A 15,009-nucleotide genomic window follows, 5' to 3' on the forward strand; every position below is an offset into this window, starting at 1 on the left:
ATCGGCGGACCGAATCTCGGGATGTCAGAGGAGTTCGGAGCCATGCGTCAGAGCCTATCGCTTAGTAAACCTTCGAGTTACCGACACTCCGAAAGCACAAGCCGTGGCACGACATTAAAATAAGCCGATTGTCTCGAAGCTGGATCTCAACAGAGACCGAGCCGCGTCGAAGCCCTCGATGGGGCGGGAATTCCAGTTCGTCGCGTGCCTCACGTAGCATTTCGTTTTATATCCCCTACCCTGGCGCAGTGACTAATTTCATCGGGGGAGGGGCAGCTGGTCAGTTGCCCGAGGGGTTGTATGAACTACTCAACACCGACAGGCTCGGCCACCTGTTGAACAACGGGTCCGAGCTGCGACCGACCTTCGCAGACGTTGGTGACGATGACGCCCCGGACATCCTCTCCAGCCACGTCGCCAACGCCGTCCGCCAAGCCCTGGCCGCAGCCAAACCCAGCGAACGCGTGGCCCTCGCCAACAAACTCCTCCAGGAACTGCACCACACAGACCGCATCGCCGAGGGCCCCACCCAGCTCCAATCACTCCACCGCCCGGACACTCTCAAACGCCGCAGCTTGCGCCGGCCCACAACTAAGCTGAGTGACTCCGCACTGCTCACCAACAGCAAGGACGATCCGAACCTTGCCGCGGAGCTCCGGACCGAGATTGAGTCCGCCAACACGGTGGACCTGCTCTGCGCCTTCGTCCGCTGGACAGGTCTCCGCCTGCTCCATCCGGCGCTTGAGGAGCTCAAAGAGCGCGGTGCCAAACTCCGGGTCATCACCACCACGTACATGGGTGCCACGGAACGCCGTGCTATCGACGAGCTCGTGACCCGCTACGGGGCCGAGGTGAAGATCAGCTATGAAACCCAGGCCACCCGTCTCCACGCCAAGGCCTGGCTGTTCCGCCGCAACTCCGGCTTCGACACTGCCTACGTCGGCAGCTCGAACCTCAGCCAGGCTGCCCTGCTGGAGGGCCTGGAATGGAACGTCCGGCTCAGCTCGGTCGGCACGCCGGCACTGCTGAACAAGTTCGAGGTTACGTTCGACAGCTACTGGGCGCAGCGCGCCTTCCAGAGCTACGATCCGGAGCGCGACGGCGAAATGCTGGACGCCGCGCTGGAACGCAATGGCGGCCGGCGGACGGCAATCCCTGGGGCAGCCACCGGACTCGAGGTCCAGCCGTTCCTCCACCAGGAGGAGATGCTCGAAGACCTGGAGGCGGAGCGGCTCAAGGGCTTCAACCACAACCTCGTCGTAGCGGCCACCGGCACCGGAAAGACCGTCATCGCGGCCCTGGACTACAAACGCCTGTGTGAAGCGGCCGGCCGTGATTTGAAGCTGCTCTTCGTCGCCCACCGTCAGGAAATCTTGAAACAGGCCATGCGGACCTACCGTGACGTCATGCAGGACGGCGCCTTCGGCGAACTCTATGTCGGGGAACACAAACCCCGGCAGTGGAAGCACATCTTCGCCTCCGTCCAGTCACTGTCATCCCTCGGCATTGAACAGCTGGCACCGGACTTCTTCGACGTCGTTGTGATCGATGAATTCCACCACGCCATGGCGCCCACATACCGCCGGCTGCTGGACCACCTGCAGCCGCAGCAGCTCCTGGGGTTGACCGCGACGCCGGAACGAGGCGACGGCGTCGACGTCGCCCAGCAGTTCTTCGACGGCCGCACCGCCAGCGAACTGCGCCTGTGGGATGCCCTGGACGCCGATCTGCTGGTGCCGTTCCACTACTTCGGCGTTTCGGACGACGTCGACCTCAGCCAGTTGGAGTGGAAGCGCGGCAACTACGACACGGCGCAGCTGAACACCCTCTACACCGGCAACGACGCCCGCGCCGCCAAGGTGATCCGCGAACTCCGCGATAAGGTCACCAGCACGGAACAGATGCGGGCCATCGGCTTCTGCGTCTCGGTCCAGCACGCCCGCTACATGGCCGAGGTCTTCAACCGCGCCGGCATCGCCTCCGTTGCGGTCGACGGTAGTACCGACGACGCCGACCGCGAGACGGCGCTGGAGCGGCTCCGCGCACGGGAGATCAATTGCATTTTCGCCGTCGACCTCTTCAACGAAGGCCTGGACCTGCCGCAGGTGGACACCATCCTGATGCTCCGGCCCACGCAGAGCGCCACAATCTTCCTCCAGCAGCTGGGGCGCGGGCTGCGCCGTGCCGAGGGCAAGGCGGTGCTGACGGTGATGGACTTCATCGGCCAGCAGCGCCGGGAGTTCCGCTTCGATCTGCGCTACCGGGCACTGACCGGCTATGGGCGCAAGGAGCTGGAAAAGGCTTTCGAGGACGAGTTCCCGTACCTGCCGTCGGGCTCGCAGATCGTGCTGGACCGCGTGGCGCAGAAGGTGGTACTGGACAACATCAAGGCGCAGCTGCGGTTCAACCGAGCGCAGTTGGTCCGGGACATCGCCTCGTACGCGGAGACCGAGCTCGAGGCCTACCTGGAGCGGTCCGGGAACGACGTGAAGTCGATCTACCGTTCGACCAAGGATTCCTGGACCGGCTACCTCCGCCAGGCCGGTTTGATCGACGGGTTCTCTCCGGTCGAGGCTGTCCTCAGTGGGAAGATCCAGGAACTGTCCGACGCCGACGAGAAGAAGCTCCTCGGCCGCATGGCTGCCCTGATCCATGTGGACGATCCGGAACGCGCCGAGGCCTACTCAATGCTGGTCGGCGCCGACGCGCCCCGCTACGCGGAGCTCGGCATGCGGGAACAGACGTTCGCCCGCATGCTGTTCTATACGCTCTGGGACGACGGCGGCGGCTTCCAGTCGTACGACGACGGCCTAGACTATCTGCGCGGCTACCAGTTTGTCTGCAACGAGATCCGCCAGCTTGTGAAGCTCGGAGTGGCGGCGTCGAAGCACGCTGCCAAGGGCCTCGGCGCGGGGCTGCAGCACGTTCCGCTTCTGTCGCATGCCACCTACCGCCGGGAAGAGATCCTGGCGGCGCTGCAGTATGGTTCGCTGGAACTTGGCAAGAACGTCCAGCACCGCGAGGGCGTGGCCTGGTGCCCTGCGACGTCCACGGACGCCTTCTTTGTCACGCTCAACAAGGACGACAAGAAGCACTCCGCCACGACTATGTACAAGGACTACGCCATCAGCCCAGAGCTCTTCCACTGGGAGTCGCAGAACGCGACTTCACCGGGTAGCCCGACGGGCAAGCGTTATCTGGACAGGGCTTCGCACGGCTCGAAGATTCTGGTCTTCACCCGGGACACGTCAGAGGACGAGACGGGACTGACCGTTCCGTACACCTGCCTCGGCCAGGTGGACTATGTCCAGCACACGGGCGAGAGACCGATCGCCATAACCTGGAAGCTGCACCGGCCGATGCCGGCGGATGTGTTTGCGACGGCGGCTGCGGTGGCGCAGTAGGGCGCTGATCCTCAGGATACATTCAACGCGCGAACGGATTCTCCAAGGTAATTTGCTGGGCTTCCCTTGCCAGAGCTGCCGGAAGGGGACGGGCGTGGACTACAACGAGCTCCAGGTTGGCCCTAGTCAGCGATGTGTATAGCCGTCCGTCGGACCCGGAGTTGGCGCGGAAAGTGGCCGGCTCGACGACCACGACTGCGTCAAACTCAAGGCCGCGAGCTTCTTCTGGGGTGAGAAAGGAGTATCTGAGAAGATCTCTGTCCGCCCAAGTCCATCTATCTTCTGGCGACCATCCTGAGATGCGGGCTTCCTGGACCACCTTTTCAATGTGAGGGGTGATAACTGCCACCGTCCCTTCGGGTCGGTCTGCAGCCAGCCTCTGGCACTCCGCCAGTGCAATGGATTCGACGGTTCGCCCAATAGCGGAAGCATTGATAATTCTCGGGGGAATCCCTCGACCGAGAGGAGAGGCCCTTCGGAGGCCTGCCGATTTTGGAAGGAGTGCCGCTGCGAAGTCTGCGATAGCTTGAGAGGTCCGAAAGCCGTCGTTGATTACGCGCTCGTCCCATCGAGTCTCAGTGATACGAGATGTGACGTCCGACCAAGATTTCACCTGCTGCGAATGACGTTGTTGCATGTCGCCCACCAAAGTCCAGCTGCCGATGTTCATTTCTTCAAGTAGACGCCATTCAAAGAGGCTCAGGTCCTGGGCTTCGTCAACGATGACATGCTCAAAAAGATCTCCAGGTTCGAGAAGGATGCGTACATAGGCGAGTAGGGGCCACATGAGGGGGTCTTTGCGGGCACCTTTGAACGTCGAGGGTAGTCCGCCGGCCCATTCTGCGATTTCCGCGGATTCTTCGTTGAGGTGCAGCCCTGTCACGAACTCCTCGTAGAAAGCGGCAAGTGCCTCCAGCCCTTTCTTCCCGCTTTTGCGTGAGTTGAGGGCAGCAACCCGGACGAGAGTATCGACTCCTTCTGGAACCCGAGCCGCATCTACAGGGCGGGGACGGATAGACCCGAGTTCGAATCCTAGGACTTCAAGGATTAGGCCGTGGACGGAGCCGATGAGAATGTTTTTCCCTCCGATTCCGAGGTCGCTGGCGGCCGTTGAGACGTGCGCTTCCCAAGCCGGCGTAGGCCCAAGAAGTAGGATGCGCCCCAGTGCGTCCCTGCGGTCGCCGTGTACAAGCCAGGCAGCGCGGTGGGTTGCGATAATGGTCTTTCCCGTCCCGGCATGCCCCTGAACGACGAGCGATTTGTCCATCGCGTAGGTGACTAGATCGTATTGTTCCGGTTGAAGTGTCGCCAGAACGGAAGAAAGTCCGAGCGAACGGGGAGCGGCCAGCGTCTCACGGAGAAGATCTTCCATCGTCGTCGGTGGCGGGTCGGCTGCCACATAGGGAACAGCCCCTGGAGCCGAGGTAGTCGGCCCCTCCGGCGTCGAGTCGGGTGCAGCCTTAGCCTTAGCGCCCGCCAGCCACTTCGAACCGCCTGACGGCCTCGGGACAGGCGGTTTCTCGTCGGCCCGCTCCCGTGGGAAGGCTTCGCTCTCCGGCCGACCGACCCACAAGTCGGCGTAGTTGGCCAGCTTGCGCACTTTCTGAATAAAGCGACGCTGGACACGAACTTTATTTGACTGCCAGGTCTTAAGATTTCTGAAGAAGACTTCGGCGGCAGGCGCCGTCCAACTGATGACGTACAGATCATCAACCGCGACATGCATAGGGCCGATGTAATAGTTATTCACCTGACCGGGTTCGTCGCCTTCGAGAGAGATGCGGCCGGTGAGCGGGCTGAAGTCCGTCCTCTTACGCTCGCGGATTCCTGCAGTTCGCGGCATCTCCCGCCTGTCCACCGCTTCGAGGTATAGGTCGTTCATTGCGTTCTCGAACGCGAGAACTTGCTTCTTGTCCACCTTGTTAGATCACTTCCAGCTGCAGTAGAGCAAAGTTTTCCAGATCAAGACTCGAGTGAGCGCTCTGAGAAATGCGCGCTAAAGCATCATTTCGGCGCTCCTCGGCCCGCCGAAGTTGGCCCTCAAACATGTGGATGGTCTGGGCGGTGGACTGGGCTATTCGTTCGCGAATGGACTTCTGGTGGTTTTTGAATACTTCTTCGGCGCGGACCCTTCGCTCGAGAATGAGGGCGTCGTTCTCCGCCTGTCGGCGTTCTTGCTCGGCATGCCGACGGATTTCGAGATCAGTCAGCAGCTGCTCGCAGAATATGTCGGCGTTTTGATGGGCAGCCACGCTGGATGGAGCTGTAAGGGTGCCTTCGGCCACATTGGTCATTAGTAGGCCACCCAGTTCGGCGGAGGCGTGCTCGCCCGTTTCCAGATCGATGGCTTCTACCCATAGTTCGCTCGTCGAACGTAGCCCGGTCCAACCGGCTGCTGCCAGGGCCAGTAGGTAGGTTCCCGGCCGGCATGTGGAGTCGGCCGCGGCGCGCAGAACGGCAAATCGGGGGACGTGATGGGGCGCAAAGTCATGTGCTGCCACTCGGACCAACGGGTGATGGCCGTTGAGGAGGGAACCGCCTTCCATTCGGGCTTCCTCGGCGTCCAAGGACATGAGGAGCGGAGCCTTGGCTCGCCCCGCCCTTTCGACGCGCGAAACTTCGGCTGATGTCAGGCCTTCACTTCTCCGCCATTCCACAATTTTGAAGAGCATTTCTTGGCTCAGATCCACCCGCATCTTTTTACTCTTGATGTCCACCTTGACCGAACCCCCGCGGAGGCGTGCCCAGTCCGCAATGAGGTGGGCAAGCTCGAACTGGCCTAGGTATCGGCCGCGGCTGATCCTCTCCTCGACGGATTTGATGCCAAACTGGTCCTCCGCCTGAAGCTTGGCGGACGACTCCTCGAGCTCGGCTGCGTCGGCCTTGGTCTGTTCTACAGCAGCAATAGCCTCATTAATCCTTCGCTCCTGTTCTTCGGCGCTCAGCCGGAAGTCCACAACGATGTCCGCTAAATTTTCGAACTTCTCGGCCAGGATCGGTTCCAGTTCGCCGATTGAATGTTCAAAGACTCCGACGCGATCCATGAGTTTGTCTAGAATCCGCGATTCAATCGTCCCAGGCGTTGAAAAGTTGAGAATGAAAATTTTGTCCGACTTCTGCCCGATGCGGTCAAGACGCCCAATACGCTGCTCGACTTCCATAGGATTCCATGGGAGGTCGTAGTTGACGATTAGCGAGCAGAACTCGAAGTCGAGGCCTTCGCTGGCGACTCTAGTAGCAACCACGATGTCGAATTCACCCGCCCGGAAGCGCCTCATAATCGATTCGCGCTCTTCCGGCGCTACTCCTCCGTGGAGCACCGCCACACGGTGAGTCTGGGATAGCCGGGTATAGAGGTAGCTAAGGGTCTTCCGTGAGAACGTGAAGACTAGAGCGGACCGTCCTTCCATTCCGGGACTCTTGAGTGCCCTGAGGAACGCGTCGAACTTTGTGTCCACTTGCCCGAGCTTGCGCGCGAGCGACTGGACGTTGGCCGGTGGTACCTCAGCCGCAAGTAGGCTGCTTCCCTTACGTGGCGATGGCGGACCGTCGCCGTCGCTCGTTTCGTCAGCTTCAAGTCGGAGGACCTGTCGCGCAGCCGCAGCAAGGCATGAACTGGCAAGGCGAAGTGGCATCTGGAGAGCGAAGCCCGTGGGAAGGTTTCGCTCCAGCGCAATTTGCCTAAGCCAGTCGACGTAGGCGTCGTAAAAGGCCTTCTCCCCGTCGGTCCACTCGACTTCCGCGTTCATTGCCTCGCGAACAGCGCGGACTGTATTGACCTCCGACTTTCGGGTCCGCGTGATGGCCGACGACAGGCCATGGAGCTGGTTGCAAGCATCGCGGATTACTGGTGCTGATGCCACAGCATATTCGTCGGTGGCGAGTAGCTCTTCGAGCCTCTTGTAAGCAGCACGCTCTCGAAGAGCGCGTCCCATGCGGGAGCCAGCAATCTCGCCAAGCCATTCCCTTCGCTGCTCGTTAGAAATCCTGGGGTTAGTTGCACTCTTGCGTAATGCTTGGAGCGCTTCGTGGTGGTCTATTCGCAGTTCGAGGTCGGCTTTCGTCTCGACTTCGCCCGGCATGATGAGACGCATCATTGACAGCAGATCGCTATTGCCGAGATTTAGCGGGGTTGCGCTGAGCAGCACCAGTGAACCAGACACATCTCGGAGGAAAAGACCGAGCCTCAGGCTAGCTGTGCCCTGATTACGCATCTGGTGCGCCTCGTCAATGATGCATAGGTCCAATGCGAAGTTGAGCTCCTCCATCTGCTGGAGAGCGTCAAATGTCCGAAACGTTTGGATGGAAACAACAGCAGCAAAGTTCTGGGGCAGAGTCCCTGCTTCAAGCCTTTCAACTACCCTGCGGAGGTCTGCTGTTGAGTAGTGTTCCAGCTCGAAGCCGAAGCGCTCGCTCATCTCACGTTGCCATTTGGGCACGAGTGCCGCAGGGCAGACCACTACGACTCGATTCGCTTGCCCTCGCGCCGCCATCTCCGTCCAGAGGAGCCCGGCTTCGATGGTTTTGCCCAATCCAACCTCGTCAGCAATTAGCATCCTCTCCATCGCGGAATCCAGATACTTCAGGACAGGCTTGAACTGAAACGGGTTGATGATGGTCTTCGTTACCCCATACGAGAAGATTGCGTCTGTGACGCCCCGGTTGAGCTTGGCTCTGGTCACCATGGCGGAAAACGACTCAGGCGACGCGGGTTTCTCAAGCAACCAGGATTGGGTGGCAGCGACCTCCGGAATTGGTTCGAGTTCTGACTCGGAAACCGTCACAATTCGACCGTCTTGGCGAATCACGTAAGACCAGTTAGAGCCCGTCAGCTGTCGTCGCATGATGACTACGTCTAGGCCGGTGCTGCGTGAAACCGCTCCGCCCGAGGCAGGTAACCTGGGCGCTTCAACGTGCACGGCTTCGTCCCACCAGGACTCGAGCCAGTCCATTCCAACAACACCGAGGGAATTTTCATCCGCTTCCGAGAGGGTGACTTGTTCGGCGGGCAGGGGCGTACGACCTGGGACAGCCTGCCCGTCAATGACTAGGGCATCCATTTCGCCATCTACTTTGGCCCAGTAGATCCCAGGGCGGAGTGGAATCTCATGGTCGGGGCTGTGCAAGATCCGATACTCGTGGTCTACATTCAAGTCCCTCGGTTGAGGGGCCACGAACAGAATTCTGCCGGCCCTTCCATCATCGAGTATTCCAAGATCGGAAACCTGAGGATGATATCCGCAGCTGTTGTCAGTGGCCACGCGAACCGCTTCCGGTCGTAGCCTCGATGGTTGTTGTGCACATCAAGTAAATCCCCCATTTCGACAATGTCGCGCGCCAATAGGCAGGCGGCAAAGATAGATGAATTCTAGGGCTAAGTCGCCCTGGTGTTGTCGGAAGGGCGGGCGTGTTGAACTAACAATGAGATTGCGGGTCGGCCGAAAGCGGTGCTCGAGGGCCGTTTACTATCAAGGCCGCAAATTTAGCGGCTTGATCTCAGTCCCGTCCTTGATCAGACCCAGCAGATCATCCTGTCGGGCCTGGCCCAGCGTCCGCCGGTATTTCGCGAGCCCTGCAAGCATGTGCTTCGTTCTGGGCACGTCTCGGCTCACGGATGGTCCAGCAGCCGCCGTTCGATTTTGTGCGCTCCCTTGGGCAGGCTCGGATACCAGATGCACGTTTTGACCTGCGGTCCTGCCGACGAAGCTCTCCACGCCGAGTTCCTTGAACCGCCCGATCAGCTGCCGCTCTGATTCCTCGTCCCGCCTCCGGAGGTGTTCCGGCCCCCTGGTACAGCCGTGCGCTGTTTGGTAGGCCCACGGGACGAGGAGCATGTAGCGCGCCCCGAAGTGCAGGACTGAGGTGCCGGGGAATAAGCTGGTGCTGATCACATCCCAGAGCCGGCCCATGCCGAGGTCATGGGTGGTCTCCGGCGTGCCTAACAGCTTCACGAGCTCGCCCATCTCCGAGATTTCCTCAGTCGATGCGTCCAGCCAGGAGATGAGAGAGGTCATGGTGCCGAGGACTCGCTTCTGTGCTGGTGCCGTACCAATGCAATGGTGGCACTCCGCAAGTACGTTTCGTCCCCTGGCAGCACCCCATGTCGTCCGGTTCGAACAGCCACGAAGTATGGATAGTCTCTAGCAATTCAATAGCGAATCTTGAGACGTGCACTTGCAGCAATGGCATGTGGATTATCTTTCGTGACTGCCTTCTCACGAAGGTCGGCCGCCAATCACTCGGCGCGATCATGGAAGCTGGGCGCTTGCCAAGTCCTGCAGAGCCGTCTCCATCCAACGCGTGAACCTCTGGGCTGGCGAGTAGATTTGCCGAGGTTGCTCTGCACACCTCGGTCACTACAAAATCGGCGTGACTTCATGGCTTTACGCCCAGCCGGTTCCTCGGCCCCGCCGTCCACACGCATGCGCGCTTGGGCCAACATCCAGGTCCGGCTCGTTCGCATGGACTGCGAGGCCGATAAGCCGGTCTTAGCAGAGCCTGTCCGGTATCATCGGGAGTCGTGGCCCGCCGGGCCGAATGGGGGGAAGACCAAGGTGGCTCATCCGTGCCTGTCTGCTGAAGACATCGTTGCCCACCTAAGGGGGAACCAGGGACACCGGCTACACCTGGATCGCCGAAAAGGCATGCGCGCACGCAAGAACGTATGCCCCGAAGGTTTCAAGCTGGCGAGGTGGCGCGAAGTGACGAAGCGGCCCGTTTCCGAAGCCACTCCGCCGGTGTAGGCATCGAAGCAGCCTGTGCCGCCACCAACGTTTGTCGGTGGCGTGCTATATCCTGATCCACTGCCCAAGAAACCGAAGGGAGGCTCCTTGTCTGCGACCAATGACCAACGAGCGCGTTACGCATTGTCGTTCACCAGCGGCGGCCTCTTGGCACGTGAGGGCGAAGTGGTTGCCGGGGTATATCTGGAAACGCGTGACTGGACCGCGACCCGCGCTCGAGTCATTGAGACGAACCTGCTGCAAGCCCGCACGTCATCGTCGAGTTCCCGCATCACCCGCGAGACCATCCAGCGGATAGCTGTGCTCAGCGACAGCGAGCTCGAACTTCTCGCTCAGGCGAGCCACACCGAGCTACGGCATCTTATGTGGGCTGCGGCCTGCCGACGTTATGACTTCATCGGAGACTTCGCTGAAGAGGTCCTTCGCGAGCGCTTCCTGCTGATGACTCCCACGCTGAGTATTGATGACTTCGAGCGTTTCCTGACCGGCAAAAGCCTGTGGCATCCCGAACTCGATGAGCTGAAACCCTCAACCACCCAGAAGCTCCGCCAGACCCTGTTCCGGATGCTTCGCGAGGCGGGACTTCGTACTCCTGACGGAGGCATCGTCCCTACAGTTCTCTCCGCACGTGTTTCCGAGGTCCTGGGTCGTCGGGCTCCGAGTGACCTTCGGTTCTTTCCGACCACGACGCCGATCACGCAGTCAACGAACGAGGTGCAGCGATGAGAACAAGCCAGCGAGACCTCGTCGACGATGAGAAGCGCGTTTACGACGTGCTGCGCAGCGAGCGATTTCTGAAGATGGAAGGCCTGTCCAAGGAGATCCCGTTTTTCATCTATCACTTCCCTCCGTCTTGGGCGCTGGAGGTCGAAGACATGCGCGACCGTGTGCGGACGAAACTCCAAACTGACGACGGCCTCAGCGTCGTGGAGATCAACCTTTACGACATGGCCATCGACCTGCTCAAGGAACGCGGTGTCTGGGAGCGTGTACTTGACCTGGAACCGACGATGGTCAAATCGGAGTTCCGCGAGGTGCTGCAGGGCATGCTCGACCCACACGATCACCTCGCCCCCGCCATCCGGGCACGGCTCGATCCTCAGCCGAGCGACATGGTCTTCCTCACCGGCGTCGGCGAGGTATTTCCCTTCATCCGCGCCCATACCGTGCTGGAGAACCTGCAAAGCGTCGTAGTCGGCTGCCCGATGCTCGCTTGGTTTCCGGGCACCTATGAATTCACACGGACGGCCGGACATCAGCTTCGCGCGCTGAACCTCAGCGCGAGCGACAGCTACTATCGGGCCAAAGACATTTTGGAGCAAGAAGCATGAGCAACAGCGCGATCAATGAGATCTTCGCCAAACCGATCGACCGGGCAATTGAGGGCGTCATCAAGGCAGATGACACCTCGCACCTTGCCACCGAAGTTGAGGAGTACGTCCTCACGAACGAGGCGTCCAAAGGCGTCGAACATGTGCTGGAGGCCTACACCGACTACACGAACGCGAACGGCGTATGGATCTCTGGCTTCTTCGGTTCCGGTAAGTCGCACCTGCTGAAGATGCTCGCCCACCTGCTCGGCGACGTCGATGGCCTTGACTACCCGCGCGCCCGGGTCTCGGAACACTTCCGGGCCAAGGCCGACGGCGAGTTCCTTCCGGCTCTGATTGAGAAGGCGGACGGGATCAAGGCAAGGAGCCTGCTGTTCAATATCGACCAGAAGGCTACCTTGATCTCCAAGGACCAGAACGACGCTTTGCTCAAGGTGTTCGTGAAGGTCTTTGACGAGTCCCGCGGGTACTACGGCAATCAGGGCCATATTGCCCGCTTCGAACGCGATCTCGACTCCCGCGGCCAGTACGCGGCATTCAAAGACGTTTTCGAACGCCTGGCAGGGATTCCCTGGTTGCAAGGGCGCGAACAGTCGGCTCTGGAGTCCGGAAACATCGACAAGGCCTTCGCCGAGGTCAATGGCTCCGAGAGCCCCGGCATCATCCGGCAGTACAGTGCCAGCTATTCAGTCTCAATCGAGGACTTCGCTGACGAAGTCGCCGCCTGGCTGGGTCAGCAGCCCGAACGATACCGGCTGAACTTCTTCGTTGATGAGGTCGGCCAGTTTATCGGGACCAACACCCAGCTGATGCTAAACCTCCAGACCATCGCCGAGTCACTGGCCACCAAGTGCAAGGGCCGCGCGTGGATCTTCGTCACCTCGCAGGAGGATATGGAGAAGGTCGGTGGGGACCGCACCAAGCAGCAGGCCAATGACTTCTCCAAGATCCAGGCCCGTTTCAAGAACCGGCTCAAGCTCACCAGCCAGGACGTCGAAGAGGTCATCCGCAAGCGCCTGCTCGCCAAGACTGATACCGCGGCTCGTGACGTCGCCGCGATTTATGGCACCGAGCACGCGAACTTCAAGACCTTGTTCGATTTTGTGGAGGGACGCCATTACTCGAACTACCGGGACGAGTCCCATTTCGTGGGTACCTACCCGTTCGTGAGCTACCAGTTCCCGCTGTTCCAGGCGGCGATCGAAGGCATCAGCGACCACAGCATCTTCGAAGGCCGCAACAGCTCCGTCGGTGAGCGTTCGATGCTCGGCGTCGTCCAGCAGGTCGCGACCGCCCTGGCGGGTAAGCCCTTGGGGACGTTGGCTTCTTTCGATCAGATGTTCGAGGGCATCCGAGCCTCGCTGAAGTCCGCCAACCAGCGGGCCATCAACGACGCCGAGCGCAGTCCTTCGCTGCCGCCGCTGGCAGTGAGGCTGCTCAAGGCCTTGTTCCTGGTCAAGTACGTGGAAACGTTCAAAGCCACTGCCCGGAACCTCACCGTGCTGGTCTATGACCGCTTCGGTGCGGATCTTGCCCAGCTGGGCAAAGACGTCAACTCTGCCTTGAATGCGCTGGAGGCGCAGACATACGTCCAACGCAACGGGGACCTGTACGACTACCTGACCAATGAAGAGCAGAAGATCGAACAAGAGATCAAAAGCGTCGACATCGACAGCTCCGATGTCTCCGGAAAGCTCAACAAGCTGCTTGCCGAGTCCGTGGTCAAGATGACCAAAACGGCCTACAAGAACGGGCAGAACTTTCCCTTCGGCCACAAGCTCGACGGCACCTCGTACGGCAAGCAGCACGAACTGTCTTTGCACTTCACCAGCCCAGAGACTGAGTTCAGCCTCGAACAGATCAAGTCGCACAGCGCCGGGCTCGATGAGTTGCGCGTCGTTCTCCCGCCCGAAACCGCCCGTATCCTGGCCGACCTCCGCCTGCTGCTGAAGACGGATAAGTACATCAAGCGTGCCCAGGGAGCGAGCCGCACGGCCATCGAGCAGACGATCCTGCAAGCGAAGGCGACTCAGAATGCGGAGCGTGAAAGGGAAATCGTCGAGCGCCTGCGTACCGCGGTTGGCAATTCACGGCTGATTTACAACGCGGCCGAGCTTGAAGTCGCGTCCGTTGATGCCCAGACCCGCATCAACGAGGGCTTCCAGCGGGTTATCGCGGCGACCTACGCGAACCTCGGCATGCTGGGCGGCAAGGCCTTCGCGGAACAGAGCCTCGGCGGACTGGTGAATCCCCCTGAAGGTGTCCTGTTCGAGCAGACCGCCAGCATCCTCGATGTCCCGGGCACGGATGTTCTCAGTCACTTGGAGATGCGCCGCAAGAGTCATGAGCAGGTCACCATGCGCCAGCTCATCGACCGCTACTCGGCGAAACCGTACGGATGGGATCAGTGGTCGATCGCTGCAGTGATCGCCTATCTGGCCGGGCAGTCGAAGATCGAGATCCAGCTCAATGGCAAAGTCCTGCACCGCACGGAAATCACCGGCGCGTTGAAGAACACGCAGAGCTACTCGGCCATGGTTGTGACGCCGCAGCGTGTGTTCGACCCCAAAGTCGTGAACGCGTTCCGTAAGTTCGTCGTCGAATTCACCGACGACGGCGGAATCACCAAGGATCCTCGGGAACTCGCACGCGACGGCAAAGAACGACTACAGGGCAAGCTCGCCGAGCTCAAGACTCTCCGCACGGCTTCTCCCTTTACGTTCGTAGCTCAGCTGGATGAGCCAATCCAGATGCTTGCCGAACTATGCGACCGCAAGCCGGACTGGTTCATCACTGAATTCCATGACGCCGACGATCTCCTCGACGCCAAAGAGCACGTGATCGACCCGATCAAGGCATTTCTCAAGGGCAGCCAGCGCAGCATCTTCGAAATCGCCTTGGCGTTCACCCAGGCCAACCAGTCGAACATCGCTTACCTGCCGGCGGGTGCTGTCGATTTGGTCCTGCACGCCCTGGAGGACGTGCACATCTTCCGCGGCATGAAGACGCAGCAGCTCGGGCAGGCAGTAAACGAGCTGGAACAGCAGCTGCAGAATCTGATCGACACGGAGAGGGCAGACGCTGCTCAAAAGATCAACGACTATTGGCGTCAGGTGCCGGGAAGCCGAGCCTACGCAGAAGCGTCGGAGAGCGCCCAAGAATCGGTGACGCGCCGGGCGCAGTCGGTTCTCGACCAGCTGCAGCACGAGACGCAGATCCCTGCCATCAGGAACCTGGCAACCCAGTTCACCGACACGATCTACCCGGTCATGCTCGACGAACTTGAGGCCGCCAAGTCCGCCCCGGTTCCGGACGTTTCGCCGGGTAAGCAGCAGAGCCGTGACGAAACATCGGCACCTGAACTTGCGCCAGCGCCAGCTAAACAGACGGTCTCCATTAAGAAGCTCGCACTGCCGGATACAGGCCAGGTCCTCAAGACCCAAGACGACGTCGACGCGTACCTGGACAAGCTCCGTGCGGTCCTGCTCGCCGCCATCAACGACAACAAGCGCATCACGCTCTAAGGCAAAA

The 15,009-nt window shown here is 60.4% G+C and carries 7 protein-coding genes; 4 read left to right on the forward strand and 3 right to left on the reverse strand.

What is annotated here, in order from left to right; translation table 11 throughout:
- The first annotated feature begins 248 nt into the window (after positions 1-248).
- On the forward strand, positions 249-3,404 hold the full coding sequence (locus AC1DZQ_RS19430) for a DEAD/DEAH box helicase (protein WP_476965037.1): 3,156 nt from the start codon (positions 249-251) through the stop codon (positions 3,402-3,404).
- A gap of 22 nt (positions 3,405-3,426) precedes the next feature.
- On the opposite strand, the gene AC1DZQ_RS19435 is transcribed toward AC1DZQ_RS19430, so the two are convergent.
- The 3 genes from AC1DZQ_RS19435 to AC1DZQ_RS19445 all read right to left on the reverse strand — a co-directional run bounded on the left by AC1DZQ_RS19435 (position 3,427) and on the right by AC1DZQ_RS19445 (position 9,418).
- Entirely contained in the window at positions 3,427-5,322 is a 1,896-nt protein-coding gene (locus AC1DZQ_RS19435) for a helicase domain-containing protein (RefSeq protein ID WP_476965038.1), read from the reverse strand.
- 4 nt (positions 5,323-5,326) lie between these two features.
- Positions 5,327-8,464, reverse strand: a complete 3,138-nt coding sequence (locus tag AC1DZQ_RS19440) for a helicase-related protein (protein WP_476965039.1) — start codon at positions 8,462-8,464, stop codon at positions 5,327-5,329.
- A gap of 408 nt (positions 8,465-8,872) precedes the next feature.
- Positions 8,873-9,418: a DUF6361 family protein gene (locus AC1DZQ_RS19445; RefSeq protein WP_476965040.1), complete on the reverse strand. Its 546-nt coding sequence runs from the start codon at positions 9,416-9,418 to the stop codon at positions 8,873-8,875.
- An 816-nt stretch (positions 9,419-10,234) separates the two neighbouring features.
- On the opposite strand from AC1DZQ_RS19445, the gene AC1DZQ_RS19450 reads away from it, so the two are divergent.
- Genes AC1DZQ_RS19450 through brxC form a run of 3 tightly spaced genes read left to right on the forward strand, consistent with a single transcriptional unit; the run spans position 10,235 to position 15,002 of the window.
- A complete protein-coding gene (locus AC1DZQ_RS19450; RefSeq protein WP_476965041.1) occupies positions 10,235-10,873 on the forward strand; it encodes a DUF1819 family protein in 639 nt (212 codons plus the stop codon).
- Positions 10,870-11,478, forward strand: coding sequence for a DUF1788 domain-containing protein (locus AC1DZQ_RS19455; RefSeq protein ID WP_476965042.1), 609 nt, complete (start codon positions 10,870-10,872; stop codon positions 11,476-11,478). Before AC1DZQ_RS19450 ends, AC1DZQ_RS19455 begins: the two co-directional genes overlap by 4 nt.
- Positions 11,475-15,002 carry a BREX system P-loop protein BrxC gene (gene brxC / locus AC1DZQ_RS19460; protein ID WP_476965043.1) on the forward strand — a complete coding sequence of 1,176 codons (3,528 nt, stop codon included), beginning with the start codon at positions 11,475-11,477 and terminating at the stop codon, positions 15,000-15,002. Before AC1DZQ_RS19455 ends, brxC begins: the two co-directional genes overlap by 4 nt.
- Positions 15,003-15,009: the final 7 nt, after the last annotated feature.

This window comes from Arthrobacter sp. P1_C12_2, from assembly GCF_056406415.1.

Excerpts from the sequence above, each read along its gene's own strand:
- AC1DZQ_RS19440 (WP_476965039.1), bottom strand. The coding sequence starts at position 8,464 with ATGGATGCCCTAGTCATTGACGGGCAGGCTGTCCCAGGTCGTACGCCC.
- AC1DZQ_RS19445 (WP_476965040.1), bottom strand. The coding sequence starts at position 9,418 with ATGACCTCTCTCATCTCCTGGCTGGACGCATCGACTGAGGAAATCTCG.
- AC1DZQ_RS19455 (WP_476965042.1), top strand. The coding sequence starts at position 10,870 with ATGAGAACAAGCCAGCGAGACCTCGTCGACGATGAGAAGCGCGTTTAC.
- brxC (WP_476965043.1), top strand. The coding sequence starts at position 11,475 with ATGAGCAACAGCGCGATCAATGAGATCTTCGCCAAACCGATCGACCGG.